This is a genomic window from Kitasatospora sp. MBT66, assembly GCF_000710405.2.
GTDB lineage: Bacteria > Actinomycetota > Actinomycetes > Streptomycetales > Streptomycetaceae > Kitasatospora > Kitasatospora purpeofusca.
In genome coordinates, this window is sequence record NZ_JAIY01000011.1 from 157,024 (window position 1) to 182,033 (window position 25,010).

Sequence of the window (25,010 nt, forward strand, 5' to 3'; positions counted from 1 at the left end):
TACCTCCCCTGCGACCCACCGGCCGGCGACACCGACGGCGGCCCCGGCGATCACTTTCTCTACCGGATCGACCTATGGCCCGCCGCCCGGACGCGCGAGCTCGACGTCCTCAAGCAGGGACCGAACCCCTGGGCCGGACAGCCCGTCCCGGACAAGAACCACGAACCTGCGGCACCGAACTGAGTACGGATGCTCAGGAGCCGCACCGGGTCGCGCGCGTACGGTGGCGACACAAGGCGCAGCAGGGGGGTGCAGGTTGTCCGGCAGGGAGTGGGTGAAGGCGGCTCTGGTCGCGGTGGCGAGTGTCGCTGTCGCGGTCGGGGTGATGCTGGTGCTGCTGATGGTGGAGTGGTGGTCCCTGGAGTCCGAGGACCACTCCTCCAAACCCGTGCCGGAGGTCGTGCGCCACTCGCCGGAGCAGTTCGAAGAACTCAGCGGGCGGACCGCCCAGGACACGCTGGGGAGCCTGGGCCTGGTACTGAGCGACAGGGGTTGTACCGTCGAGCGGCACGGGCCGCGCTCGGACGGCACGGCCAGCAGACTGGCCACCTTCGACCGGCGGTTCACCGCCCGGACCAGGATCAGCGCCTCCCACCGGCAGGAGCTCAAGGACCGCGTCCAGGCCGCGTGGCGGCAGCACAGCTACTGGCAGGAACCGTCGGCCTGGACCCCGAACGGCCCGGACCAGGGCCCGGACATCCTCAGCGCCGAGACGTCGGAGGACATCGGCGTGTGGGTCGCGCTCTCCCCGGAAACGGACGGGACGCTCACCCTCACCATGTCCGTCAGCGACACCCACGTCGCCTACGCGCCGGAGCACGCCCGCCCGCTCTCGCCCCTGCGACCGGACACCGAGGACACCTACTGGTCGCATTGACCCGCGCCGGAGACGGACCGAGCGAGGACGTCTCGGCACTGGCGCGAACCAGCGGGGCGATGTTCGGCTGCCGCTGGCTGCTGCGATCGACGCCGGCGAAGCGCGCACCCGAATCCCACTGACCAGGACCGGAGTTGGAGCATCGCCGGGCTGTCCCCGGGCGCCCTCGATCCCTCCGGGCGGCGTGCGTGAACGGGCGTCCCGTCAATCGGCAGGGTCGGGGCCGGATTGCCGGGCTTGGGACGCGGCCGCCGGGCGGCCGCGCGGGCCTGGGCGGCATACGGCCGGTACTGTCCGCTGCCGGGGTGGTGGTTGCGCCGGATCTCCCGGCTGACCGTGGACGGGCTACGACCCGGCTCGGCGGCAATCGCCCGCACTGTGCCCGGGCGGGGCGTCGGCGACGGGCTGGTACAGCGCCTGCGCCGCCGACGCGCAGGCGCCGGCCGCTGTGGTCAGGGCAGCGACAGGACGGCGCCGATGTCCCACAGGGCCGTGGCCTCGGTGGCGCCCTCGACCCAGGCCGCGGTCGCGCGCACGAAGCGCTCGGCGGTGAGGGGCTCGGCGGCCTGCAGGGGGTTGAGCAGGATCAGGGCCATGGTCTCGGGCAGGCGGGCGGCCAAGTCCGCGCGCACCTCGCCGACCAAGTGGGCGCCGAGCAGGGCCAGGACGACCCGGGCAACGCGCTCGGCCTCCTGCGGCGTGCGAGGTCACCGCGCTCCCGGACCCTGTCCAGGAACACCTCCCGTCGAAGCGTCATTGCGGTCCTTCCTCCGTCAGGCCTGCCGGGTCTGCCGCCCGCCGCCGGTCAGGGTTCGACGGTCAGGCGCCGGTGCAGACCGGTGAGCTCGAGCAGTCGAAGCACGTGGCGGCCGGCCCCGCGCAGGACGAGGCGGGCACCGCACCGGTCGGCCTGGTTGCGGGCGCGGACCAGGGCGCCCAGGCCTGCGCAGTCCATGAACGTCACCTCCGACAGATCGAGGACCACCTCGCGGTGCGAATCGAGTGCGGTGGCCAGGTCACGACCGAGCGAGGGTGCGGTGTCCAGGTCGATCTCGCCGTTCACCCTCACGGTGCAGGGTTCGTTGCTCTCGCTGCTCATGGCGGTGCTATGAGTGGGCCGGTCCGGGGCCCTGTGGTGCGGGGGTGTTCCGGCCGCCCCCTTCTGATCGAGGGGGAGAGATCGGGGGCGGCGCGGAACGGTATCGGGGAAAGGGGTCAGGCCTGGATCTGCTTGCGGTCGCCGCTGCGGCTGATCTCGATCTTGCGGGGCCTGGCCTTCTCGGCGACCGGGATCCTCAGGGTCAGTACGCCGGCGTCGTAGTCGGCGGTGATCCCGGCGGGGTCGAGCGTGTCGGAGAGCATGACCTGGCGGGAGAGGATGCCGAGGGGGCGCTCGGACAACTCCCACACGCCGCCCTCGCCCTCCTGGCGCGGGCGGCGCTCGGCCTTGACGGTCACCATGTTCCGCTCGACATCGATGTCGATCGCCTCCGGGTCCGCCCCCGGTAGGTCGAAGCAGATCACGTACTCGTCGTCGGCCCGGTAGGCGTCCAGCGGCATCGGCGTCGGTCGCGACCAGGTGCCGGTCGTGTTGAGGAACTGCTGGGTCAGCCGGTCCAGTTCGCGGAACGGGTCAGTGCGCAGCAGCATCGCGAAACACCTCCAGGTGGTTGGGCCGTGGGAGCCGGTGCGCTTCACCTGACTCCTTTGTAGCGCGTCATCCGTTCGATGACAAGATGGGGTGTCGCCTGTAGAGTGACGTCATGAGCGACACGTCCCGCAGAGCCGCCGCCGACGCCTCCCCGCCGGTCGAGCCCGCCTCGTTCCTGGCGGCCCGGCGGCGCTGGCCGCCATCGACAACGCCGTCCGCACCGCCCAGAACCCCGCGTCCCAGCCTCCGGCCGCCCCCGGCGAGCAGGAAGGCCCCGAGCGGGCCCTGGCCGCCCTGGTGCTGCTGCGCGAACTACGCGGCCGGCTCGCCGGCTGGGAAGCCGGCCTGGTCGATACGGCCCGGGAGGCCGGCGCCGCCTGGGCGGACCTGGCCCGGCCCATGGGCGTCGCCAGCCGCCAGGCCGCCGAGAACCGCTACCTGCGTCTCAAGCCCGCAGCCGGCGCGAGGCAGGCCGGCACCGGTGCCGACCGCGTCAAGGCCGTCCGCGACCGGCGGGCCGCCGAGCGCGCGGTCGGCGCCTGGGCCCGCGACCACGCCGCCGACCTGCGCGTGCTCGCCGCCCGGATCACCGCCGTGCCCGGCCTCACACCCCGGGCCCGGCCCGCGCTGACCGCGCTCACCACCGCCCTCGGCGCGCCCGACCCAGCCGCCCTGATAGCACCCCTCGCGGCGATGCGACCCCACGTCGCCGCCCATCCGGACCTCGCCGCCCGCCTCGACGACCTCACCCACCGCACCGAACGCCTGCGCCATGACAGCGACCGACGACGCACCTGACCCCCGCACCACGGCCACGGCCGAGGAGCGCTGGCAGCACATCGAGGACCGGCTCGCCGCCATCGAACGCCGCGTCCGCGAACAGAGCAGCGCCGCCATCGCCACCCTCGACACCTGCCTGGGCAGACTCGACGCCCTGCGCCGCGACCTCGCCCACGGGCCCTGGCCTCCGCAGGCCTTCCCCGCCCCCGCGGACCCCGCGAGCCTCCCGCCCCGACCGACGCGAGCCCCGACCGGGAGTCCGACGGCCCGCGCGCGGGGGTGACCGGGGCGCTCAGCGGCGCGGGCCGCCGTGGTGGGTCCGGCCGGCGTCCCGGCCGATGCGAGCCGGGAACGGGACGGTCAGCGTCACGCCGCACTCCCGCACGTCCTCGCGGCGGCCGGGCACCCGGGCCGGGGCGAGGGAGTGGACCTCGGCCCGCCGGGCCCGGCGGCACCGGTCTGCGCCGGGCCAGGGGTGCAACACGACTCTCCGTGTTGCACCCCGCGTCACGTCAGGGTCGGGACACAGAGAGCAGCCGCCCCAGGCCGCACCGTCAGGAGTAGGAGGCGGACAGCGGACGTCAGGCGGCGGGAGCCAGCGGCTTCAGCCGCCTGCGCCGGGTGTGCGGCAGGTCCGGTCCGGGTCGGGTCAGCAGGTGCCGACGCGGCCGTTCAGTCGGGACCAGACCGCGGTCCACGGACCGTCGTTGTGGGGGCGGTAGATGACCAGGTTCCCGTCGTTCTGCAGGCGCAGCCAGTTGGCGGGCGGGTTGCAGCCGAGGGCGGTCCCGGAGGCCCACCGGGCGCGCATGGAGCGGTCGTAGACGACGAGGTTGCCGTCGGACTGCATGATGACCCGGCCTGGCGCGGTGTTGGCGGTCGCGGTGTTCCAGACCGCGTGGCCGCCCTCGTCGTACTGCACGAGGTTGCCGTCGTTCTGGTAGACGAGCCGCTCGTCGCCGTTGCCCGAGACCAGCGAGTCGCCGGGGAGCAGGCAGTTGCGCCAGTCCATGTGGTCCCAGCCGCGCGGGTTGCGCGCGCAGTCCCACTCCTGGCCGACGTCGGCCGACGCGCTGGTGGCGGTGCCGAGGCCGATGACGCCGGCCAGGGCGGTCGCGGCAGTTGCGAGCGCGACGAGCCGCTTGGACGTCCTGCGGATGGTCATGGCGTTCCTCCTCGCCCCGGAGCGTTTCCGAACGCTCCCGGGCCTGCGGTTCTTGGCGGCGCGGTACCGCTCCCCCGCCCCGCCGATGGTCCGGAGCCCCGTTCAGTGGCCCCGTACCTGACAACGCTCCGCACACGTCCAGCGGTTCAGACCCCGGACGATGAAGCGGTCACCGGGACGACGAGAACACCTCGAACCTCCCTGGAACGGCAACAGCGCCGGGGCCGAACCTGCCAGCCGACCAGCTGCCGCTGGACCGCACGGGGCTGTGACGGGCCCTCACGGGCCGTCTCCCGTGCCCCGGCCCCGGCGCAGGGGGCACCCGGTGCTCCTGGCGGCCTTCACGCCACACACTCCGCACTGCCGGCCGCCGTCACTCCCGCCCCCACCTCACGCGGCCGGCCCCAGCCGGACTTCGAAGACGAGAGGCCCGCCGCAGGCGCCGAACCTACCGACCAACGACAACCGCCAACCACCAAGACCAAAAGAAGGAGAAGAGGGTTGTCGGGGTGATGAGTTCAACCTTTCCAGGACCTCACTACCTCGTCCGACCTGCGTCTTTGCCTCCTTCCGGAGTGCAGCGGGCGGTAGGGTCGTCCGCCGGTCTGCGGACGGGTTCGTAACCCCGGTTGTCGGGCCGGTCAGTACCACCCGCTGTCGGATCGTGATCGCAGCGACCGTCGCTGGTGAGAAATCCGGTGGGAGGCGCGGGCTTCCATGCGGTGCTCGCTGCCACCAGGGCGGCGAGCACCGACCTTCGAGGAGTCCGTGATGGCTGTGCCGCCCAAGATCGACCACGCCGTGATCGCCACGCTGTTCCAGTTCCGGATGGCCACCGCCGAGCAGCTGCGCGGCCTGCACACCGGGGGCCGGTTCGTAGCGGATGCGCAAGCGGCTGCGGCGGCTGGCCAAGGAGGGCCTGGTGGACAGCGTCGTTCTGCCGCAGGCCGGGAGCAGCGGACGTGGTTCCTGACCGAGCACGCGGTGCGGATTGCCGCGACCTTCCCCGAGCTGGAGGGCATCGCCTCCCCGCCGCTGCCCGAGGACAGGACCGCGGCGCGGCTGCGGGTCCGCCACGTCCTGGCCGTCGTGCGCACCCACGTCACCTTCAAAACCGGTGCCTGCGCGGTGGGCGACAAGTGCGCGCCGCGGGATGCCGATGACCGTGAAGGCCGGCGCGGCGCGCCTGGCCGACCTCGAGGAACACCGCACCGGCGCCGCCGTCTGGCACTCCCTCGCCCACCACACGCGGGCCCATTGCGGGGCCTGGGACTGTAGGCCCGCCTGGCGGCCCGTGCCGTTCCGGGCATCAAGGTATTCGGCTCTGGCATCACCCGTCAGGGTGCTGGGTCCCTCAGCGCCTCGTACGCCTTGCCCGAGTACCTTCGGAAGTTTGGTCGGTTGCCGCCCCCTGCGTCACCCGCAACGCGACAATGGGCTCCGTTGCCGGCGGACTGCTGGCTGCCGAACAAGGGGGGACAGCGGGATGATCGACACGGTGGTCCAGATCATTGCCCAGATGGCGGGCGGGACGGCAACCGCAGTGGGTACCGGGGTAGGGCAGGCGGTGTCGGGCATCGTACGAGAACGGTTAGGTCGCAGCGAGGAAGGACGTTCGGCATTTCGAGCCGTCGATGAGCAGCCGGACGACCCGGTGGCAGGAGCCGCACTTCGGGCGCTGATTCAGCAGGAGATCGATGCCGACCGGCGTTCCGAGGGAATTCCCGGTTCCGACCACCGTGAGGGAGCTGGACGCCTACATGGTGGCGGTGCGCCCGCTGCTGCGGGTGACCCCGGCGGCCCGGGAGGCGCTGAGGTTCGCCGTGCTGCCGCCCTTGCACGGCTGGGCTCAGCTCGCCGGTCCGCTGCGTCCGGCCTGGGAAGGCCTGGTCGGCTGCGCGGTAGGCATGCTGCCGCCGTGGGCGCGTCGGCTGTACGGCCTGCCCGGCTGCCCGGCCACGGACCCCCTGGTGACGGCTCAGGCCCGGCTGCTGCGGCGAGCTGCCCTGCGCGTGCCCCGGTCCTGGCGTGAGGGGCCGCATCTGTCCGCGGCCCGGCGGCGTCACGACCCGGACCTGTGGACGCCGAACGGTGAGAACGCCGAAGGCCCGGTCGATCGAGCGAGCGGTTTGCGGTAACGGACGTACTCGTTCTGCCGCCGGAACCCCACACTCTCGTAGAGGTCGTAGGACCGGTGCGGATTTGCCGTACCCGTGAACAGCCGGGCGGTCGTTGCACCCTGCTCGCGAAGGCTCCGCAGCCCGTCCAGCAGCAGGGCCCGGCCGATTCCGAGGCGTCGCCGGTCCGTCCGGACACTCAGCTCCTCCACCTCGCCCACGGTGCGGTCGTGACGGCGGATGGAGCAGAGGGCGACACCGACCATGTCCTGCCCGTTCCAGGCAGCCCTCCAGCATGCCGGGTCGGCGGTGTCGACGAAGTCCTGGAAAGGCCATCTCCGAGTGAAACCGGAGGCCGCGTACGAATCGACGACCGTCCACCAGGCTGCACGGTAGTGGCTCGTCCCGATCGGCCCTGTCCGTATCCCGGCCGGCAGGTCGCTGCCCGGCCCGGGCACCTGCTGCAGATCGCCCAGCTCCAGTTCGACCAGGCTGAAGACACGCCGGTAGCCGGCTGCGCGCAGAAGTGCCGTGGCGTCCTCCTCGGAGGCCGTGGCGTTGGCGCCGATCACTGCCGTCCGCGCCGTTCCGTGCTGTTCGACGAGCCGGCGGATCCGCTCTTCGGCCCAGCCCAGCATGGCTGAGCCGATGCCCTGGCCGCGATGCTCGGGCAAGAGGTAGCCGCGATGCAGATACAGCCACGTGTCGTCCCGCTCCTGCCACCACCGGATAGTCGAGTAGCCGACGACGCTCCCGTCGAGCACCACCAGGATCTGGTTCTTGGACGGCTCCTCCGACTCGGCAGAAGCTTCGGCGATCTCGGCCGCTGTCGGCAGCCCTTCCACGACCGAACGGACATCGACCCGGTCCCGTTCGACACACCCCAGCCGCACGGCGGCCATGGCGCCATGGTCCTCGTCGCCGCGGTACGGCCGGAACCCGAAGCCGACCGGGAGGTCCTGTCCTGCCGTGCCGTCCAACATGACCTAATGTTCTCGGACTTCGGGGCGGGTCCGCCACCCTGTTCGCGCTGCGGTCGTCTGCGGCCGTTCAACGAGCTGCCCGCGTTCGAAGCGGGCCCCGGCGCGGACGAGCGCAACGACGTGGGGCGTATCCACGGCTCGCCCGCGGGACTGGGCGGACTCGACGCCCTTAGAGGAGCTAACACAAAGCGCGGACGCGCCTGTAGGTGATCAGGCAGCAGGCGAGCTTGAGGAATGCCTCGTGGATGTCGTCGCGGATGTCCCAGCGGATGCGGAGGCGTCGGAAGCCGTGGATCCAGGCGTTGGTCCGCTCGACCACCCAGCGGACGGTGCCCGATCCGGAGCCGTGCGGTACTCCGCGGCGGGCGATGACCGGCTTGATGCCGCGCTTCCACAGGAGTCGGCGGTACTTGTCGTAGTCGTAGCCGCGGTCGGCGAACAGTTGCCGTGGACGGTGACGCGGACGGCCCGTCGTGCCGCGGATGCGCGGGATCGCGTCCAGCAGGGGCAGCAGCTGGGTCACGTCGTGACGGTTGCCGCCGGTCAGGGTGATGGCGAGCGGAGTGCCGTGCCCGTCGGTGATGACGTGGTGCTTCGAGCCCGGCCGGGCGCGGTCGACCGGGCTCGGACCTGTTTTGGGCCGCCCCGACGGGCCTGGTGGTGCGAGCCGTCGATCACCGCCCGGGACCAGTCCAGCTTTCCCGCTCGGTGCAGCTCGGTCAGCAGGAGCTGGTGAAGCCGGTCCCATACGCCGGCCTCGTGCCAGTCCCGCAGCCGACGCCAGCACGTCATCCCGGATCCGAAGCCCAGTTCCTGCGGCAGCCACTCCCACTAAATGCCCGTGTGCAGCACGAACAGGATCCCCTGCAGGCATCCGCGATCATCCAGCGGAAGGCGCCCCGGATTGCGTGACCGGCGCTGCCGCACCGGTAGCAACGGCTCGATACGTGCCCACAGATCGTCCGACACCACCCATGGCGGACCCTTCAGCTTCCCCACGGGTAGACCAACGAGCAGACGGTCAAGCAGACATGGCCACACCAGAGCTTTGTGTTAGCTCCTCTTAGGACATACCAGCGCGTTTCGGCGGCGGTGACGGGTCAGGCGCGGCGTCGGTCGCTGTCGTCGCGGAGCTGGGTGGTGCGGTGGGTGAGGGTGTCGAGGCGGGTGGCGAGGTCGTCCTGGTCGGGGCCGAGGTGGGGGCGGACGGCGGTGAGGGGCTCTACGAGGTCCGCGGGGTCGGTGGCACCGAGGGCGGCGGTCAGGGCGGCCTGGGCGGGGCGGGCGTCGGGGGCGAGTGCGGTCACGGTGATCCGGGCGGCCAGGATCCGCAGCTCGGCGGCGTTGTCGCGGGCCCAGGCGGTGACCGTTCGGTCGGCGGCCCGCCGGTCGCGGACGGCCTTGACGCGTTCCGCACCGGTGCCGGCCCGTGTCGTGCCGCCGGGCTTGAGGCGCAGGTAGCGGTTCTCGGCGGCCTGGCGGCTGGCGACGCCCATGGGCCGGGCCAGGTCGGCCCAGGTGGCGCCCGCTTCCCGGGCATTCTCCACCAGGCCGGCTTCCCAGCCGGCGAGCTGGGTGCGCAGTTCACGCAGCAGCATCAGGGCGGCCAGGGCCTGCGCGGGGCCTTCCTGCTCGCCGGGGGCGGCCGGAGGCTGGGAGGCGGGGTTCTGGGCGGTGCGGACGGCGTCGTCGATGGCGGCCAGCGCCGCCGCGGCCGCCAGGAACGAGGCGGGCTCGACCGGCTGGGAGGCGTCGGCGGCGGGGCGGCGGGACTTTTCACTCATGAAGTCACTCTACGGGCGACAGTCCGGCTTGTCATCGGACGGATGACACGCTACAAAGGGTGCCAGGTGCAGCGCACTGGCTCCCATCGACCTGTGGAGGTGTTTCGCAATGCTGATGCGCACTGACCCGTTCCGCGAACTGGACCGCCTGACCCAGCAGTTCCTGGGCACGAACGGCACGTGGTCCCGGCCGGCCCCGATGCCGCTGGACGCCTGCCGGGTGGGCGACGAGTACGTGATCTGCTTCGATCTGCCGGGCGTGGACCCGGACGCGATCGACATCGACGTCGAGCGGAACATGCTGACCGTCAAAGCCGAACGCCGCCCCCGCCACCAGGGCGAGGACGTGAAGTGGGAACTCTCCGAACGCCCGCTCGGCGTCTTCTCCCGCCAGGTGATGCTCTCCGACACCCTCGACCCCGCCGGGATCAGCGCCGACTACGACGCCGGCGTACTGACCCTGCGCATCCCGGTCGCCGAGAAGGCCAAGCCCCGCAAGATCGCGATCAACCGCACCGGCGACCCCAAGCAGATCCAGGCCTGACCGGCCCCCGATGCCCTTCCGCGCTGCCCCCGATCACTCCCCCTCGATCGAAAGGGCGGCCGGAAGGACCGCCTACCGCCGGCGTCAGCCGACGGGCCAGCAGTACGGATCGCGAAGTGCATCCCCGTGTGCGACGGCCCGCTCCATGACATCTAGGACGGGAAGGAGTTCACGGGCCTTGGGTCTGACGCCACACTCGACCTGCTGTCGAGGTGGCCGCGCGACCGTCCGCGCCGAGTGGTCGTGCTTCCGGTCGGTGCTCAGGTTGTCATGCGGACCAGGAGCGCGGGATGGTCCGCATCGGGGAGCAGTTCCTCGCCGGGAAGCCGCGCGTGGGCGAGCCGCAGCACTCCTCGGCGCCCGGGCAGCGCCAGCAGCAGCCGTCCTCGCCTTGGAACGTCAACGCCGATGAATCCCATTGCCGTTCCAAGGCGAGGACGGATTGGCCATGGCCGTCGTCCAGTTGGGAACCGTCTCACGACCAGACAAGTCGACCTTCGGCAACGGAACAGACCGGACAGTCCCCCGCGCCGATCCTCGTGAGCATCTCCGCCACGGAGTCGAAGTAGTGAGCCAGTGACGCGTACTCGCCGGTGACCGTGGGCGCACCCACGAACCATCTGCCGATACGTCCGTCCCTCGCGTCGATGAACTTTCCCGTCCAGCCGTCCCGGTCCGACAGGAACGGGATCCACTCCTCGCGCCATTCGCTCCCACCGGACAAGGGGTGATTCGCGTAGAGCCTCTCCATCGCCCGGATGCCCAGCAAGAAGCTTCCCTCGTCGGGGAACCCGTCGAAGCCGCAGCACATCACGTCGTCGTCGACGTCTTCCTCCGGCAGATCCAGATTGTTCTGCAACAGCCACGTCCGCAGGTCCCCGTGCAGGGAGACCCCCATCCGTTCCTCGGCTGCCGCAAGCATCTGCTCCGTAGCGGGCCCCGGCAGATCCGCGTGATCGGCCGGCGCGTGCTGCCGAAGAAGGCTCATCACACGCGACCAACTCTCAGCCACACTCATCGCCCTCTGCCCCCGGTCCTCTCTGCAGAATGTCTCCGTCCGACTACGCCACCGCGGAGGTCGGGAAGTACCGGCCGGAGAACCTTGCAGGGATGGTACTTCGAGCATGCGTTCCCTCCCTCCCACCATCACCTTCCGTCCCGAAGCGCAGGACCCGGGAGGACCGCTCCCGTTCCCGCGCGTCCGCCTCCGGTCCGCCTTTCCCCGACGGCAGGCCCCGGGCCCTCCGCACGTCCGGCACCCCGGCGACCGCCGAGGCGGACCGCCTGGGTGCGGCGGCCTCCGGGTGTGCGGTGGCCGGCGGTCAGCTGGCCGCCGCCAGCCAGTCCCGGTAGTGGGTGGGGGCCAGCCGGGCGCCGGGGCCCGGTGTGAGGACGTCGCCGGGGACGGCGGCGAACAGTCCCGCCCGGTCGTCGACCAGGACGGGGCGGCGGTCGCCGCGGGCGGCCAGGGTGAGGCGACCGATCTCGTCGAGCGTGAACCGGTCGGGGCCGGCCACGTCCAGGATGCCGCCGAGCGGCGCCCCGGTGGCCACGTCGGCGAGCGCGGTGACGACGTCGGCGCTCGCGATCGGCTGGATCGGGGTCGCGGGCAGGCGCACGGCGTCCTCGTCCGAGGTCCAGGACATCGTCGGTTCCATGAACTCGAAGAACTGGGTGGCGCGCACGATCGACCAGGGCGTCGCGCCGCCGCGCAGCAGCTCCTCCTGGAGCGTCTTGGCGCGGTAGTAGGCGAGGTCGGGGACCAGGTCGACGCCGACGATCGAGAGTGCGACCTGGTGGCGCACTCCGGCCCGCTCGCCTGCGGCCAGCAGGTTGCCGACCGTGGTGCGGAAGAACGCGATCGACTGCTCGTCGAAAGTGGGCGAGTTGGTGACGTTGACGGCCGCCTCCGCACCGGCGAGCGCCCCGTCGAGACCGGATCCGGTCAGCAGGTCGACGCCGGAGGAGAGCGAGGCCGTCGTCACCTCGTGGCCCCGGGCGGTGAGCTCGGCGGCGAGCTGGGATCCGATCAGGCCGGTACCGATGACAGTGATCTTCATGAAAGTGCCTTCCTTCGTCGGCCGGGCGCGAACACCCGACCCAAACTCGGACAAGTTCTATCCGAGATACTACTCGGATATCCTTTGTCCGAGTCAATGGAGGCGCAATGAAGCTGTCGGGTGGCGTCGAGTGGGCGCTGCACTGCTGCGTGGTGCTGACCGCGGCCGCGGAGCCGGTGCCGGCCGCCCGACTGGCCGCGCTGCACGACGTGTCGCCCAGCTACCTGGCCAAACAGCTCCAGGCCCTGTCCCGCGCGGGTCTGGTGCACTCGGTGCAGGGCAAGACCGGCGGCTACGTCCTCAGCCGGGAACCTGCCGGGATATCCGTGCTGGACGTGGTGCAGGCCGTTGACGGGGCGGACCCCGCCTTCGTCTGCACCGAGATCCGCCAACGCGGCCCACTGGGGACCCCGCCCGAGAAGTGCACCGGGCCGTGCCCCATCGCCAGGGTGATGGGCGCCGCCGACGCGGCCTGGCGCGCCTCCCTGGCCGCCGTCACGATCGCCGACCTCGCCGCGAACGTGGCCGCCGGCAGCGGACCCGAAGCACTGCCCACCGTCGGCGCCTGGCTGGCGCGCGACCCCGACTGATCCGGACGACGGGCCGGTGACCGGGGCGGTCCGGGGTCGCCGGACCGACTCGGCGCCCGCAACCGGGCCGAGATCGCGATGTGGGCCTACGAAAAGCGCCACACCCTCCCTGGAGCCCGAGCCGGGCACCGGGCGAGGAGCCCGGGCACCTGTCGAGGAGACACCGGAAGGAGCCGGACCGGACGCCCCCTCATCGCGGTGACCGTGCCGGGCGCGAGAGCCACGGACACCGGCGCGGGGCCGACACGGCGACCGGCGCCGGGGCACACACGGGCCCACACGGCGACCGGCCCCTGCCCGTACCCGCGTCGTGGGTCGTCCGCCCGGGGTGGCCGGCAGCGGCCTGTGCCCGGTGTCCCGTGTCCGTCCCGCCATCCTCCGCGAATCCCGGCGGCGTCGGAAAAGCGCAGGTCACAGACGGGAAACGGGTGGGAGAACGTCAGTCCCGGCAGCTACCATGCTCACCTGCCGAACACACGTTCAGCACTGCATCCGTCCCCCGCCGCCACCGTCCCGTGGCGCGCTCCCCGATGAAGGACCCGCATGGGCACGTCCCTGCCTGCCGTCGGCAGGCCCTCCTCCTCCATGAGCACCTCCGTCAGAGCCCTGACGGCCGTTGCCATGCTCGCCGGCTTCTACCTGCTCGCCCTCGGCATCGTCGCCGCACTCGTCGCCCTCGACGTCAGCCTCTACCTGGCCTCCGGCGAACTGCGCCCGGCCCTGCTGAAGATCTGGGCCGTCAGCGCCGTCATCGCCTACCCCGTCGTCCGGGTCGTCTTCCTCACCCGCCACCGCCGCGACGACCGCGAGCTGCCCGGACTGCCGGTCACCCGCGAGGAACAGCCCCGGCTGTGGGCCGCGGTCGACCGGATCTCCGAGCGTACCGGCATCCGCGGTCCGGCCGAGATCCGACTGGTTCCGGAGGTCAACGCGGGCGTCCGCGAGGAGACCAGGTTCCTCGGCCTGATGCCCGGCAAGCGGCACCTGGTGATCGGCGTCCCCCTGCTGCTCGGCCTCACCGAGGCGGAGCTGGAGGCCGTCCTGGCTCACGAGTTCGGGCACTACAGCAACCAGGACGTCCGCCTGGCCGGGCTCACCCTGGCCGGCCGCACCGCCCTCCTGCGCACCGTCGGCGGTCTGCACGAGCGCGCCGACGCCCACCAGGCCAAGGAGGCCGCCAAGCTGCAGGCCAAGGCCGACAAGCGCCTCGCCCAGGGCCGCAAGGTTTCCGCCGAGGAGGCCTCGGGCGGCGTCGACCGGGTGCTCGCCAAGCTCTTCACCCAGTACGGCAAGCTCTACTTCCGGGTCTCCGAGGCGGTCGGCCGCCGCCAGGAGTACGCCGCCGACCTGGTCGCCGCCCGGCTCGCCGGCCGCGACGCCACCGCCTCCGCGCTGCGCCGGATCCCCGCACTCGACGCGGCCCAGGACTTCTACCTCGGCCACTACGCCACCCTCGGCTGGGAGGCCGGCCTCCTGCCGCCCCCCGGGCAGTTCTACGGCGGCCTCGCCCACCTGCTCGCCGACCCCGAGCGCCGCGCCGAACTCGACGCACTGGCCCTCGAACTGCCCGATACCGAGACCGACCCCTACGACTCGCACCCGCCGATCGAGCTCCGGGTCGCCGCCGTCGAGGCCCTGCCCGACGACGGCCGCGGCGCCGGCAGCACCGCCCCCGCCCTCGGCCTGCTGCACGACGCCGAGCAGGTCCTCGCAGCGCTGGAGGTCGTCAGCCTGGTCCCCGAGGCCGCCCGCAAGGAGCGGGTCGACTGGCCGGCGCTGGTGCACCGCTCGCTGCTCGAAGACTGCCGCCGGTCCACCCGCCCGCTGCGCGACGCACTGGCCGCCCTCGGCCTGGCGCCCACCGTCGGCGCCGCGCTGGACGCGATCGACGCCGGCCGTGCCCCGGAGCTCGTCGAGCGGCTGCCGCTCAGCCCGGAGGCCCGTGCGGCGACCGGCCGGGCCGCCCGCGAGCTGGCCCGCCCGGTCCTGCGCGGCGCGCTCTCCGGACTCACCGTGCTCGCCCTGGTCGACGCCGGGCTGACAGGCTGGGAGCTGTCCTGGTCCGGACCGGCCCGTCTGCGGCTGCCCGACGACCTGGGCGAGCGGCTCACCACCGCCCTCGACGCGGCTTGCGCAGACACCCCGGACACCACCGCCGTCCGCGCCCTGCTCGGTGAGGCCGGACTCCCGACCGCCGCGGCGCCGACCGTCACCGTCCCCTGATCCGGCCCCTGCGCCGTCCCTTTCCGCAAGCCACGATCCTCGATCCACGACCCACAAGGTTCACCGTGCCAGCCCCCGTAGTCGTCATCCTCGTCAGCGTCGTCACCGTCGGCGTACTCAAGCTCGTCACCTGGGCGCTCAACCGCTACACCGCCAGCAAGCAGGCCGAAATCGACTCCTGGCACGAGCGCGTCGTCACCGAGCACGGCCTGCTGCCGGAGGAGCGGCAGAACACCGACCGGGCCTGCGCCGCCCCCGAACTCGACGCGCTTCGCGCCGCCGCCGACCGCGGTGACTGGCGCGCCTGCGCCGAACAGCTCGCCGCGGCCGGACCCGACGCGGACCGGCGCTACCGCCTCGTCGAGGAACTGGCCGACGCGGGCGCCGATCAGGACGACTGGCTCCGGGCCTGGCGGGCCGAACGGCCCGGGGACCCGGACGCCGCCGTCGTCCACGCCGAAGCCCTGGTGAAGCTCGCCTGGCGCCTGCGCGGCGCGGCGTACGCCGAGGACACCAGCGACGAGCAGGCCGCCGGCTTCCACCGGCTGCTCACCGAGGCCCGGACCGCCGCCCGCGAGGCGCAGGAGATCGACCCGCAGGACCCGCTGCCGTGGACCACCGAGCTCTGGATCGCCCTCGGCCTCAACTACCCACGGGCGGAGTTCGACCGGGTCTGGGCCGGGCTGACCGCCCGTGACCCGCACCTGTACCCGGCGCACTACGCCGCCGTGCAGTACTGGTCCGCCAAGTGGCACGGCTCCGAGGAGGAGGCCAACGCCTTCGCCGACCACGCCGCCACCGACGCCCCGGCGGGCAGCCTGCTCGCGGGCATGCGCCTGGTCGCGCTCTTCGAGCACGAGCCCGACGACAACGAGAGCGCCTACTGGTCCACCCCGTACGCGCGGTCGGCCGTGGACGCGGCACGCCGGGCCGTGGACGCCGCCCCGGCCGGGCACGCCCGGGCCGCGGAGATCCGTCACCTGCTCGCCTGGTGCTACACCATGACGGACCGGCCGGCCGAGGCCCTGGGCCAGTTCCGGGTCGTCGACGGCTACGTCGACGCGCTCCCCTGGCGCTACTCCGAGGATCCGGCCGCCTACTACTGCCACATCCGGGCCGTCGCGGCCCGCTTCGCCGCGAAGGAGCCGCAGCCGGCCGCCTGACCCGACGTTCCGGCGGCCCCGGGCAGCGGGGTCGCCGGACGCCGGGTCGCCGGCACGCCCGGCCACCGGTGTGCGGCAGTCACGGCGGCCGGGCTCCGAACGCGGTGGGCCGGTCCGGACGGCGAGGAGGGGATGCCCGCCGTCCGGACCGCGCTCTCGCCCACCGCACCCTCTTCTCACCCCGATCCGCCACCGCAAAACACCCCGTTCGACAACCGGCCCGGCGGGTCCGACGAGCCACCACGGCTCCCGAGCACCCGGGCTACGGTCGGGGCGAGGGGCAGTCGGCGTCCTGGGCGGGCAGGACACCGTCGAGGAGGCAGCGGTCGACGGCAGCGGTCGACGAGCGGTCGACGGACCATTCGCCCGGCCGCACCTGTGAGCGCCTGCCGGAGCCCGGCACACGTAGCTACCGAAGTGCAGGCCGCCCCGAGCCGGGAATCCCGGGCCCTCCTCAAGCGCTGGGCCGGTAACCGTCGGCAGGGCGAATCAAACCGCCCGCTGGACCGAATCAAACATCCGGATTCCACGTACCAAATCCGCGCCAACCGGACTCACTCCATTCATATGAGCGACGTCTCGACTACAGAGAGATAGTGCAATATCACATAACAGTGCTGCTGGACGGACCAGGAGCTCTGCACACAGGAGAAGCACCTCATGACTCGCAAGATGCTGACGACGGCCGCCGCTACGGGTGCCCTGGCACTCGCTCTCGCCGGCGCGACCCCGGCCGTCGCTGCCGGTACCGCCGCCACCACCGCCGCCACCACCGCCGCGACCGCCACGGAGGTCTGCGACGCCTCCGGCCTGCAGTCCGGCCTCTGGACCAAGCTCTGCTACACGGCCACCGAGGACGGCGTCCAGTTCACCGGCCGGATCGGCCTGGCCGGCCCGCCGAGCCCCGGCAGCCCGCCGCTGCGGACGAAGCTGGTCGACGCGGTCCTGACCACCGACATCGAGGGCGGCGAGTCGCTCGGCACCGTGCAGCAGTCCCTGCTCTTCCGGGCCACCACGCTGGAGATCGCCGGCTACGGCGGCACCGTCCCGTGCGGCTCGACCGTTACCGCGACCCTCTCGGTCTCCGCCGACGGCTGGTACACCCACCCGATCAGCACGAGCGTGGTGGTGCCCTGCTGATGCCCGGAGCGACACGGGCCCGAAGACGGCCGGACAGACCCCGGCCGCCGGTCCCGCATCAGCCCCGAGCCCGTTCCGCAGGACCCGGCCACGATGTGATCAGCGGGTGGCGCGGCAGGAGCCGCGCCACCCGCACCTGCTCGTCGTCCTCACCCTGCTCGCCATCGCCCCGGCCGCGACCGTCGCAGCCGTACGCACCCGCGCCGCCACCGAGCACCGCACCTTCCACACACGCACCGCACAGCTGCGCCACATCGGCGCGTTCATGACCATGACCCCGAGGACCATGACCCCGAAGGCCTTCGAGCACCCGCTCGCCGACCTGTGCCGGCGCGACGGCTGCACGAAGGTGACCGTCGTCGGCGGGGCCGGCAACCTGGCCACCGACGTCCTGGCCACCGGTCCGACGGGGCGACACATCCTCATCCAGGCCGAGCGCTACAGCCCCGGACCCCTGGTCGGCTCGCCCGCGGTCAGGGCCACCGCGGGCTCCGGCGACGGGTCGCCCTAAATGCGGACCCGTTCACGGGCCTGGGTGTCGGAGACGAGCCGGGCCAAGGATGCGCGGGTTTCCGACAGCGCGGAGATTCGGTCGTCCAGACCGTCGAGATGTTCTTGGAGGGTCTCCAGCCTGCATCCGGCGACCGTGCCGTCCTGGCGAATGCACGGCTGCAGGTCGCGGATAACGCGGGTCGGCAGGCCGGCATCCAGCAGCCCGCGAATGCGCCGGACTACGACGGGCGCGTTGTCGTCGTAGCGGCGGTGGCCGCTGTCGAGGCGGTAGGACTCAAGGAGGCCCTGCTCCTCGTAGTAGCGCAACAGCCGGACGGAGGTGCCCGTTGTCGCGGCGAGCTCACCGATCTTCATGTGGCGCTCCTCACAACCCCTTGAACCTCACATTGATGTGAGATCTTAGCGTGAGGGCATGACGAACACAGAACGCCCCATAGCCCTCTACGGTTTCCTGCGCCCCAGGCCGGAGCGCGCGGACGAGGTCCGGCGGATTCTCTCCTCCTTCGTGGAACCCACCCGGCGAGAACCCGGCAACATGCAGTACCACCTCCACGAGCACGAGGACGGCCGCTTCTTCCTGTACGAGGTGTGGCGCTCCCAGGCAGACCTGGACCAGCACAACGCAACACCCCCGCTGCGCGCCTTCCTTCAGAATCTGTCGACCTTCCTGGAGGAAGACCCGGAAGGCTACTTCGACACCATGCTCAGCCCGTACCCCGGGGCAGAACCGGTTCTCGCCTGAGGCGGACATCCACGGCCGGCTCTGTTCACGAGAACGGGGCCATCGGCAGACCGCTGCGCCGGTCCGCTACCGGGCGCCGTGCCCCACGCCGGTTCCGGGACCAGCACCGCCACCACACCCCCACCGGCCGGCTCGGCCGGACAGCCCAGCCGAGCCAGGTCGGCGAGATGGCGGTCGACGCGTCGGCGGTCAAGGTCGGCGGAAGCGCTGCCACCACCGCCGTCGGGGCTGGGGCTGCGTCCGGGACTGGGGCCGAACCGCGAGGCCAGGGCGGACGAGCAGAGGTGCGTGGCGCTCCTGTGTGACCGACAGGAACAGTGCCAGGTGGATCCTGTCCGCCACCACCAGCTCCTGGCCGTCGTTGTACCGGAGTACGAGGGAGAAGGAGTGGAAGGCGGACCGGTCGGAGGCGATGGTGACGGAGAAGCGGTCAGCTTCTCCGGCCTGCACGACCTGGGAGAGCGGCACGCTCACCCGGTAGCCGGTGCCGACGGATGCGAGCGCGGTGGAGTACTTCTGGCCCGGGCCCAGATATGACCCGATCCGGGGGATCGTACTGGTGGAGCGGCGCGGGACCAGCCACCCCGTGAAGGGGTTGGACGAGTGCACCACGGCGCCGTCCGCACCGGTATGGGTGAAGGCGAGCACGCCGCGGACGGCCACCTCGTGGCGCGGGAGGAGGCGGCCGGCACCGTGGAAGGCGAAGGGGCTGAGCTTGTCCTCCACCGACCACGAGTGCCGCTCGCGGCTGCGCACTTCGGGGGTGCGCAGGACGTAGGGGCCTGCGAGGGGGTCGGGCGCGTCGGGGGTGTCGAAGAGGGAGTAGGTGACGGTGGCCTCCGTCAGCGGGCCCCAGCCGCCGTTGAACAGGACGATGTCCGTCTCATCGCAGGTCAGGAACGGCAGGGCGCGCAGGTCGGGTTCGGAGGAGGTGACATCGAGGAGGGCCTCGTGGAGGAGCACGGTCTCGCCGGTGTTGTTGACCACCTTGACGTCGAGCTCCGGCCAACGGTGCACGAGAAGGCCGCCGTGCAACGGCTCGCCGGCGCGCACAGCGGCGAGGTAGGGGTCGGTGGGCTCGATCAAGGTGTCGCGCCCCGTGCGGGTGAGCCGGTAGGGGATGGGGTAACCGGGGCGGGTTTCGGTGTTGACACCGAGGATCGCGGTCGGCTGTCCGGCGCCGGCCCCACCTGGGGTGAGGTGGATGCCGCCGTGGACGGTAGTGGCGTTGATGGTGACGGGGCCGGGGGTCCCGGAGCGGCTCAGCCCGTTGTCCGCTCCGGCCGGGAAGGGGAGTTGACCACCGCGCCCCCGTTGATCACGCCGGCGGCGATCGAGCCCGGGGCGCTGCGGATCGTGAGGTCACCGCCGACCGTCAGACTTCCGTTGCCGCTCGGCGCGGCGGCTCGGATCACCTGGAGCAGCACGTCGAGTTCCCGCGCCGCCTGGTTCCGGTGTTGGTCGTCCGGCGCGGCGGCCAGCGCCCCCTCGATCCGGGATCGCCAGAACGCTTCATGAGCGGCCATCACATCGGGGCGCCGGTCGTCTTCCGCTTGGGCGATCACCCGGGCGGTCTCGTCGAGAAGCTCCAGCTCGGCGGCCTGCCGGGACGGATCCCTTCGCCCGAACCAGCCAGCCACCTTCTCCCTGGTCCCTGCCCAGGCGTCGGTCGCGGCGGCCTGCACCACAGCCGCTCCCCCCGCTGCGGCCAACGCCGCCAGAGCCTCCGTCAGCATGCTGACCCCTCCCCCTGCGCCCGATTGACGCGTACAGGCGGATCATAGACCAGACGCTTCGTCAACCTGTGTCCGCAGGCGGGCGCGCGAGCGTGTCGGAGCCGGGGGCTGCGGGTACCGCTCACTCCGCTTCCGTGAGCGGTGGGTGCTCGCGTCGCTTCTTCTTGATCCTGCCCGACCCTCCCGTTCCACACCTGCGGATGATCACCCTCACTGTGCCGCAGCCGGGCTCAGCCACCTGGGCAGGCCGGGACCGGCCCGACGCACTGCCGGACCGGCCGGCACCGGCCGCCGCCGAGCACCGGGTTTCCCGGCCCGAGCCGCTTCGGGCCACCAGGGCCCGGTCGCCGAGGACGTCTCCCGTCCGCGCGCCGGGAGTCGGGCACCGGGGCCGCGGGCGAGCGGGAGCCGGTCGGTGTTCGGCGGTGTCGGTGCCCGACTCCCGGGCGAGTGCGGGGGGTCCGGGGCGCTCGCAGGGTCGTCGGGCCGGAGCGCCGGACCGACAGGTCGACGACCCGGGTTCCGGCCGGGGCCCGGTCGACGACGGCACGATGCTCGGTGGCGCCGGCGGTCAGCACCACCAGCCCGGCCGGTTCGTCCCGGCCCGCGCCGTGGGCGGCCGACCGCAGGATGGCGTACGGGCGGCCTGCGGCATACACCGGCAGGCCGCCCGCCCACCGGGGTTGCGAGATCTCCTCGTGGCCCAGGCGCGCGGGCCGCCCGCGGTCGGCCTCGACCCACCGGGCGGCCGCGGCCTCCAGCCGGAAACGTCGCCTCATCGGCATGACGGCCCGCCGGTCCTGCCCCGCCCCCGGCTAGGCCCACCCCTCCCGCCGCTGCTCCTCGCCCGCCTGCTTGGCCTGGTGCTCGCGCTCGGCCGCGGCGTGGGTCTGTGCCCGCTCGACCTAGCGGGGCACGGTCCACAGCACCTGATGGTCGTCCCCGGCAGGTGATGCCGGCCCGCCGCGCCGCGCCGTTGAACCGGCGGTCGACGAGCCGGCCGGTCACCTGGTGAGCAGCGCCCAGCCACTTGGGTGTGGGCATCGGTGTCGTGGGAGGGTCCGGCGGGAGAACCGCCCGGTCAGCAAGACGACCGTCGGGGCGCACCTCGGCACCGCCGGGCCGATGGGTGCCATCGTCGAACAGCAGCTGCGCATCCTCGCCAGGCCGTTCCTGTAGCCCGGGTCTACGCGGCTACCCGGTTCCCGGTTGGCCGCGTCGGACATGAGCCGGGCCTAGACGAAGACCAGGAGCAGGCTGGTCCAGTCGACGCGGCGCGAGCCCGGGAAGTCACCGAGCAGCTGCGCGCCGCGTCGACTGGACGTTCGCGCCGCTGTCCTGGTCATCTCCAGCCGGGTCCGCGCCACCACCAGTGCTGCGTACCCCGTCGCCTCTTGGGGGCACTCCCCGCGCACACGGGCGGGACGGCGTCGCCGATGGACGCGAGCTTCGACCTGAGGAAACGACCCCACCACGCCGTGCCGATGCCCTGACCCTCACCAGGGCCGCTCGCCGGCCTCGGGCCCGTTGCCGCCGTAGGGGGCGGCGTACCTCCCGAGGAGGACGGGCGGGCGGAGGGGCTCAGACCTCGGAGTGATCAAGGATGCGACGTCGTGCTGACGGGGGCGGGGGCCGGCCGACCTAGGCTCTATCATGATCCTGACGGCACATCACGGCTGGTCAGGCGGTTGAGCCGAGGGACCATGACGACGTACCGATACACCCTGACCGAGCTGCGAGGGCAGCTCCGGCAGCTGGTCCTCACCGGAGCGGCGATCGCACTGGGGGTGGCCTTCCTGATCACCTCGGTCAGCGGCAGCGGGGCGCTGGTCGACTCGTTCAGCCAGACCGCCGCCGCCGAGGTCGGACCGGCCGACGTCCAGGTGACCGGGGCGCAGGCACAGGGCCCGCTGGAGCCCGGGACGGCCGACCGGGCGCGGCAGGTGCCCGGCGTGGCCGCGGTGTCGGCGCGGCTGGTCGGCCGTGGCGGGGTGCTGACCTCCGCCGGGCGGCCGCTGGACGAGCCGGCCGTGGTCAGCTCGATCGCGGCCGACCCGGCGCTGCGCTGGCAGCTGCTCAAGGACGGCCGGTGGCCGGCTGGCCCCGGCGAGATCCTGCTCGACGCCGACACCGCCCGGCGGGTCGACGCCCGGCCCGGCTCCGACGTCCGGCTGACCCGTGCCGACGGCACCACCGGCACCGTCCGCCTGGCCGGCACCCTGGACGGCCGCGGCGCGCCCAGCCTCGCCGGGAGCCCGGTCGTCGCGGTGCCGGACGATGCCGTGGCGCAGTACGCGACCGGCGTCGGCGCCGCCCGGCTCGACCTGCGCCTCGCCCCCGGCGCCTCGCGCTCGCAGACCGCCGAGGCACTGCGGCAGGCCCTCGGCGGCGGGGCCGAGGTCCGCACCCACGACGCCTCCGTCGCCGAGGCGACCCGGCAGAGCAGGACGCTCTACGGGGTGGTGCTGATCGCGGCGCTGTCGTTCGTGCTGATCGCCCTCGCCGTGGCCCGCATGGTCGTCGGCAACACCTTCTCCGTCGTCCTCGCCCAGCGGGCCCGCCAGCTGGCCCTGCTGCGGTGTGTGGGCGCCGACCGGGCGCAGGTCCGGCGGCTGATCCGCCGCCAGGGGCTGCTGCTCGGCACGGGTGCGTCGGTCGCCGGGGTGCTGCTCGGGACGGGGCTCTGCGCCGCCGGCACCGTGCTGGCCGGCACCGCCGACCTCGGACCGGTCCGCCTCTCCCTCACGCCGTCCCCGCTCACCTGCGTGGCGGCCGGGATGTTCGGCGTCCTGCTCACGGTGCTCGCCGTGCGCGGACCGGCGAAGGCCGCCTCGGCGGTGCCGCCCGTCGCGGCCCTCGGTGGTGACGCCGGCGGCACCACCGGCGGCGCCGGGCCGCGCGCGGCGGCGCTGTCCGTGCTGCTCCTGGTGGCGGGCACCGCGCTGCTGGTGGCCGGGGTGGTGGCAGGGCCGCCGCTGTCGCTGCTGGCCGTCACGCTGGGCGCGATCAGCAGCTTCTTCGGGGTCCTGCGGCTCTGCCACCGCCTGCTGCCGGCGGTCGTCGCGGGGCTGGGCGTACCGGTGCGGCGGCTCTGCGGCACGGCGGGCAGGCTCGCCACCCAGCAGCTGCGGCTGAACCCGGCCCGCACCGGCGCCACCGGATCGGCCTTGCTGCTCGGCGTCACGGTGATGGTGAGCGCCGTCACCGCGCTGGAGATCACCTCCGACTCCCTCGTCCCGGCGGTCTCCGCCCGCCAGCCCGGCGTCTTCTCGGTGACCGCCCCCGGTGGCGCCCCGCTGCCGGCCGGGGCGCTGACCGTGCTCGGACGGGAGCGGACGCTCGGCGTCACGCCCGTCCGCTCGGCCACGCTGGAGATCGACGGCCGCAGCACACTGGTGGCGGCGGCCGACCCGGCACTGCTCGGCCCGGCCACCGACGGGGCCGACCGGGCCCGGGCGCTGGCCGGCGGCACGGCCCTCAGCGGCTTCGGCGACGACGGACCGGCCGGCCCCGGCGGGAACGGTGAGCACGTGGTCGCCGGCCGGGCGGGAGCGCCCGCCGCCACCCTGCGGATCGAGCCCGGCCGCAGCGCGCTGCCGTTCGTGCTCCAGAGCGGGGCCGTCCTCTTCGTCACCCCGGCCACCCTGGAGCGGCTCGCCCCGGGGGCGGCCGTCACCACAGCCTGGATAAGCCCCGCCGCCGGGGCCGACCGGCTCGCCGCCCGCCAGGCGATGGACAGGGCCCTGGACGGGCAGCCCCAGCTCACCGTCACCGACACGGCCGCGCAGGCCGAGAGCCTGCGGTCGCTGCTGGACCGGATGATGCTGATCAGCATGGCCCTGCTCGGCTTCTCCGTGGTGATCGCCGGCCTCGGCGTCGCCGCCACCCTGATGCTCAGCGTCAGCGAGCGCTCTCGGGAGATCGGCATGCTGCGGGCGATCGGGATGTCCCGGCAGCAACTGCGCCGGATGCTCACCCTGGAGGCGGTCCTGCTGGCGCTGGCCGGCGCCCTGCTCGGCACCGGCCTGGGCGTGACGTACGGCTGGGCGGCCGCCCGGTCCGTCACCTCGACCGTGGGCACGGTCGGCGGGCCACCCGTCCTCCTGGTGGCCGCGGCCCTGGTGCTCACCGTGCTGACCGGCCTCGCCGCGGCCGTCCTCCCGGCCCGCCGGGTGGGGCGGATGACGGTGGTGGACGCGTTGCACACGGCGTGACTTCGCGGGCCCCGGGGTTCCACGGGCCCCGACGCCGCAGGGCAGGCGGCAGTGGATGGTCCAGCGCATCCGGGCGCTGGCCAGGGTGCGGTAGCGGAGCGCGCTGCGGCCGGCCACCAGGTCGGCTGTCGACCGCGAGGTCGTTGCGATTCCCGTCCTGTCCCGGCCGTGGCGGAAGGGCATCAGGGCCACCGACGAGGTGAGGAGATCGAGGGGCCGGAATACCACCGTGCCCCACGGCCTGATCACCGTCCGACCCCCGGCGGGACGGGATTCCGCGTACAGCTGGCCGGACGGGCCGGTCAGGCTGGGTGCTCGGCGGGCACCAGGCAGTGAACAACGGCAGGCCAGGGTTTCGATCCGGACAGCAAGCCCGGGCGCGAACTGCTCGACCTCTTCCGTGCGAGCGCCGGGACGATCGGCAAATAGCCGGATGAACCTGGTGGGTATCAGCACGTCGGGCACGCCTTGACCAGAGCAGGGCCGACGGGTCGATCCAGCCCTATTCGCTGTAGAGCTCTGCCAGGCGGGGCAGCCGGCGGCTCAGCTCCCCGCCGTTCTCGAAGTCGTCCTCCCCGCAGGCGCGGTGGTCAGCCGCTCCACCACCGCTCCGCCATCCTGTCCGGCCCCCACTGCCCCGTGTGGTTGTGGTTGGTGGGCGCGCCAGTTCCCAACTTCGTTGACGGAAAGGCCCTCGCCCCGAAGGGCATTGAGGAAGCCGTCGGCGC

25 protein-coding genes and 3 pseudogenes are annotated in these 25,010 nt (G+C 73.0%); 13 read left to right on the forward strand and 15 right to left on the reverse strand.

What is annotated here, in order from left to right; translation table 11 throughout:
* Positions 1 to 256 precede the first annotated feature (256 nt).
* Positions 257 to 877: a hypothetical protein gene (locus tag BI06_RS31450; RefSeq protein ID WP_158516487.1), complete on the forward strand. Its 621-nt coding sequence runs from the start codon at positions 257 to 259 to the stop codon at positions 875 to 877.
* 236 nt (positions 878 to 1,113) lie between these two features.
* On the opposite strand, the pseudogene BI06_RS46960 reads toward BI06_RS31450, so the two are convergent.
* The 4 genes and pseudogenes from BI06_RS46960 to BI06_RS31465 form a co-directional block, all read right to left on the reverse strand.
* Positions 1,114 to 1,251, reverse strand: a pseudogene (locus tag BI06_RS46960) (helix-turn-helix domain-containing protein); the annotation flags it as partial.
* 87 nt (positions 1,252 to 1,338) lie between these two features.
* Positions 1,339 to 1,634: pseudogene (locus tag BI06_RS31455) on the reverse strand (DUF2267 domain-containing protein); the annotation flags it as partial.
* 48 nt (positions 1,635 to 1,682) lie between these two features.
* Positions 1,683 to 1,976, reverse strand: coding sequence for an STAS domain-containing protein (locus tag BI06_RS31460; RefSeq protein ID WP_043473905.1), 294 nt, complete (start codon positions 1,974 to 1,976; stop codon positions 1,683 to 1,685).
* A gap of 116 nt (positions 1,977 to 2,092) precedes the next feature.
* Positions 2,093 to 2,527: an Hsp20/alpha crystallin family protein gene (locus BI06_RS31465; RefSeq protein WP_043473908.1), complete on the reverse strand. Its 435-nt coding sequence runs from the start codon at positions 2,525 to 2,527 to the stop codon at positions 2,093 to 2,095.
* Positions 2,528 to 2,825: 298 nt separating this feature from the next.
* On the opposite strand from BI06_RS31465, the gene BI06_RS31470 reads away from it, so the two are divergent.
* Together BI06_RS31470 and BI06_RS31475 are read left to right on the forward strand one after the other, a co-directional pair.
* Complete coding sequence (locus BI06_RS31470) at positions 2,826 to 3,326, forward strand: hypothetical protein (RefSeq protein ID WP_369826268.1); 501 nt, start codon at positions 2,826 to 2,828, stop codon at positions 3,324 to 3,326.
* Positions 3,301 to 3,591: a hypothetical protein gene (locus tag BI06_RS31475; RefSeq protein ID WP_043473911.1), complete on the forward strand. Its 291-nt coding sequence runs from the start codon at positions 3,301 to 3,303 to the stop codon at positions 3,589 to 3,591. The genes BI06_RS31470 and BI06_RS31475 overlap by 26 nt, the downstream gene beginning before the upstream one ends.
* 9 nt (positions 3,592 to 3,600) lie before the next feature.
* Here BI06_RS31475 and BI06_RS31480 read toward each other — a convergent pair whose 3' ends face one another.
* Both BI06_RS31480 and BI06_RS31485 read right to left on the reverse strand, forming a co-directional pair.
* Positions 3,601 to 3,792 (reverse strand): hypothetical protein, encoded by a 192-nt coding sequence (locus BI06_RS31480; protein ID WP_149030541.1) that lies wholly within the window; start codon positions 3,790 to 3,792, stop codon positions 3,601 to 3,603.
* 165 nt (positions 3,793 to 3,957) lie between these two features.
* Positions 3,958 to 4,473 carry a hypothetical protein gene (locus tag BI06_RS31485; protein WP_051742339.1) on the reverse strand — a complete coding sequence of 172 codons (516 nt, stop codon included), beginning with the start codon at positions 4,471 to 4,473 and terminating at the stop codon, positions 3,958 to 3,960.
* A gap of 771 nt (positions 4,474 to 5,244) precedes the next feature.
* Between BI06_RS31485 and BI06_RS31490 the strand changes: the two genes are divergently transcribed.
* Together BI06_RS31490 and BI06_RS55615 are read left to right on the forward strand one after the other, a co-directional pair.
* Positions 5,245 to 5,751 (forward strand): hypothetical protein, encoded by a 507-nt coding sequence (locus BI06_RS31490; protein ID WP_051742341.1) that lies wholly within the window; start codon positions 5,245 to 5,247, stop codon positions 5,749 to 5,751.
* A 482-nt stretch (positions 5,752 to 6,233) separates the two neighbouring features.
* Positions 6,234 to 6,611, forward strand: coding sequence for an oxygenase MpaB family protein (locus BI06_RS55615; RefSeq protein ID WP_369826279.1), 378 nt, complete (start codon positions 6,234 to 6,236; stop codon positions 6,609 to 6,611).
* On the opposite strand, the gene BI06_RS31500 is transcribed toward BI06_RS55615, so the two are convergent.
* The 3 genes and pseudogenes from BI06_RS31500 to BI06_RS31510 form a co-directional block, all read right to left on the reverse strand.
* Positions 6,536 to 7,573: a GNAT family N-acetyltransferase gene (locus BI06_RS31500; protein WP_051742343.1), complete on the reverse strand. Its 1,038-nt coding sequence runs from the start codon at positions 7,571 to 7,573 to the stop codon at positions 6,536 to 6,538. The genes BI06_RS55615 and BI06_RS31500 overlap by 76 nt on opposite strands.
* A 178-nt stretch (positions 7,574 to 7,751) precedes the next feature.
* A pseudogene (locus BI06_RS46965) lies at positions 7,752 to 8,563 on the reverse strand (IS5 family transposase).
* Positions 8,564 to 8,673: 110 nt separating this feature from the next.
* Positions 8,674 to 9,357, reverse strand: coding sequence for a hypothetical protein (locus tag BI06_RS31510; protein WP_043473918.1), 684 nt, complete (start codon positions 9,355 to 9,357; stop codon positions 8,674 to 8,676).
* A 109-nt stretch (positions 9,358 to 9,466) separates the two neighbouring features.
* On the opposite strand from BI06_RS31510, the gene BI06_RS31515 reads away from it, so the two are divergent.
* Entirely contained in the window at positions 9,467 to 9,901 is a 435-nt protein-coding gene (locus BI06_RS31515) for an Hsp20/alpha crystallin family protein (protein WP_043473922.1), read from the forward strand.
* 475 nt (positions 9,902 to 10,376) lie between these two features.
* Here the strand turns inward: BI06_RS31515 and BI06_RS31520 are convergent, their stop codons facing one another.
* Positions 10,377 to 11,048, reverse strand: coding sequence for an SMI1/KNR4 family protein (locus BI06_RS31520; RefSeq protein ID WP_369826280.1), 672 nt, complete (start codon positions 11,046 to 11,048; stop codon positions 10,377 to 10,379).
* Between the two features lie 175 nt (positions 11,049 to 11,223).
* The gene (locus tag BI06_RS31525; RefSeq protein ID WP_043473929.1) at positions 11,224 to 11,961 is read right to left on the reverse strand and encodes an SDR family oxidoreductase; all 738 of its coding nucleotides are present in this window, start codon (positions 11,959 to 11,961) and stop codon (positions 11,224 to 11,226) included.
* 107 nt (positions 11,962 to 12,068) lie between these two features.
* On the opposite strand from BI06_RS31525, the gene BI06_RS31530 reads away from it, so the two are divergent.
* The 5 genes from BI06_RS31530 (at position 12,069) to BI06_RS54015 (ending at position 17,588) form a co-directional block, all read left to right on the forward strand.
* Entirely contained in the window at positions 12,069 to 12,551 is a 483-nt protein-coding gene (locus BI06_RS31530) for an Rrf2 family transcriptional regulator (RefSeq protein ID WP_030397325.1), read from the forward strand.
* A 585-nt stretch (positions 12,552 to 13,136) separates the two neighbouring features.
* A complete protein-coding gene (locus BI06_RS31535; RefSeq protein ID WP_063795062.1) occupies positions 13,137 to 14,774 on the forward strand; it encodes a M48 family metalloprotease in 1,638 nt (545 codons plus the stop codon).
* Positions 14,775 to 14,839: 65 nt separating this feature from the next.
* On the forward strand, positions 14,840 to 15,937 hold the full coding sequence (locus BI06_RS31540; protein ID WP_051742345.1) for a hypothetical protein: 1,098 nt from the start codon (positions 14,840 to 14,842) through the stop codon (positions 15,935 to 15,937).
* Positions 15,938 to 16,597: 660 nt separating this feature from the next.
* Positions 16,598 to 17,077, forward strand: a complete 480-nt coding sequence (locus tag BI06_RS51430; RefSeq protein ID WP_043473931.1) for a hypothetical protein — start codon at positions 16,598 to 16,600, stop codon at positions 17,075 to 17,077.
* 106 nt (positions 17,078 to 17,183) lie between these two features.
* Positions 17,184 to 17,588: a restriction endonuclease gene (locus BI06_RS54015; RefSeq protein ID WP_051742346.1), complete on the forward strand. Its 405-nt coding sequence runs from the start codon at positions 17,184 to 17,186 to the stop codon at positions 17,586 to 17,588.
* Here the strand turns inward: BI06_RS54015 and BI06_RS31555 are convergent.
* Positions 17,585 to 17,944 carry a MerR family transcriptional regulator gene (locus tag BI06_RS31555; protein ID WP_030397319.1) on the reverse strand — a complete coding sequence of 120 codons (360 nt, stop codon included), beginning with the start codon at positions 17,942 to 17,944 and terminating at the stop codon, positions 17,585 to 17,587. The genes BI06_RS54015 and BI06_RS31555 overlap by 4 nt on opposite strands.
* 58 nt (positions 17,945 to 18,002) lie before the next feature.
* Here BI06_RS31555 and BI06_RS31560 point away from each other — a divergent pair, with 58 nt between their 5' ends.
* The gene (locus BI06_RS31560; RefSeq protein WP_030397318.1) at positions 18,003 to 18,332 is read left to right on the forward strand and encodes a putative quinol monooxygenase; all 330 of its coding nucleotides are present in this window, start codon (positions 18,003 to 18,005) and stop codon (positions 18,330 to 18,332) included.
* Between the two features lie 189 nt (positions 18,333 to 18,521).
* Here BI06_RS31560 and BI06_RS31565 read toward each other — a convergent pair whose 3' ends face one another.
* From BI06_RS31565 to BI06_RS54830, 3 genes are all read right to left on the reverse strand, one after another.
* Positions 18,522 to 19,418: a hypothetical protein gene (locus tag BI06_RS31565; RefSeq protein ID WP_030397317.1), complete on the reverse strand. Its 897-nt coding sequence runs from the start codon at positions 19,416 to 19,418 to the stop codon at positions 18,522 to 18,524.
* Positions 19,419 to 19,594: 176 nt separating this feature from the next.
* The gene (locus tag BI06_RS31570; RefSeq protein ID WP_030397316.1) at positions 19,595 to 20,068 is read right to left on the reverse strand and encodes a hypothetical protein; all 474 of its coding nucleotides are present in this window, start codon (positions 20,066 to 20,068) and stop codon (positions 19,595 to 19,597) included.
* Between the two features lie 1,235 nt (positions 20,069 to 21,303).
* Entirely contained in the window at positions 21,304 to 21,438 is a 135-nt protein-coding gene (locus BI06_RS54830; protein ID WP_255360275.1) for a hypothetical protein, read from the reverse strand.
* 333 nt (positions 21,439 to 21,771) lie between these two features.
* Between BI06_RS54830 and BI06_RS31585 the strand changes: the two genes are divergently transcribed.
* Entirely contained in the window at positions 21,772 to 24,282 is a 2,511-nt protein-coding gene (locus BI06_RS31585) for an FtsX-like permease family protein (RefSeq protein WP_043473941.1), read from the forward strand.
* The last annotated feature ends 728 nt before the right edge of the window (positions 24,283 to 25,010 follow it).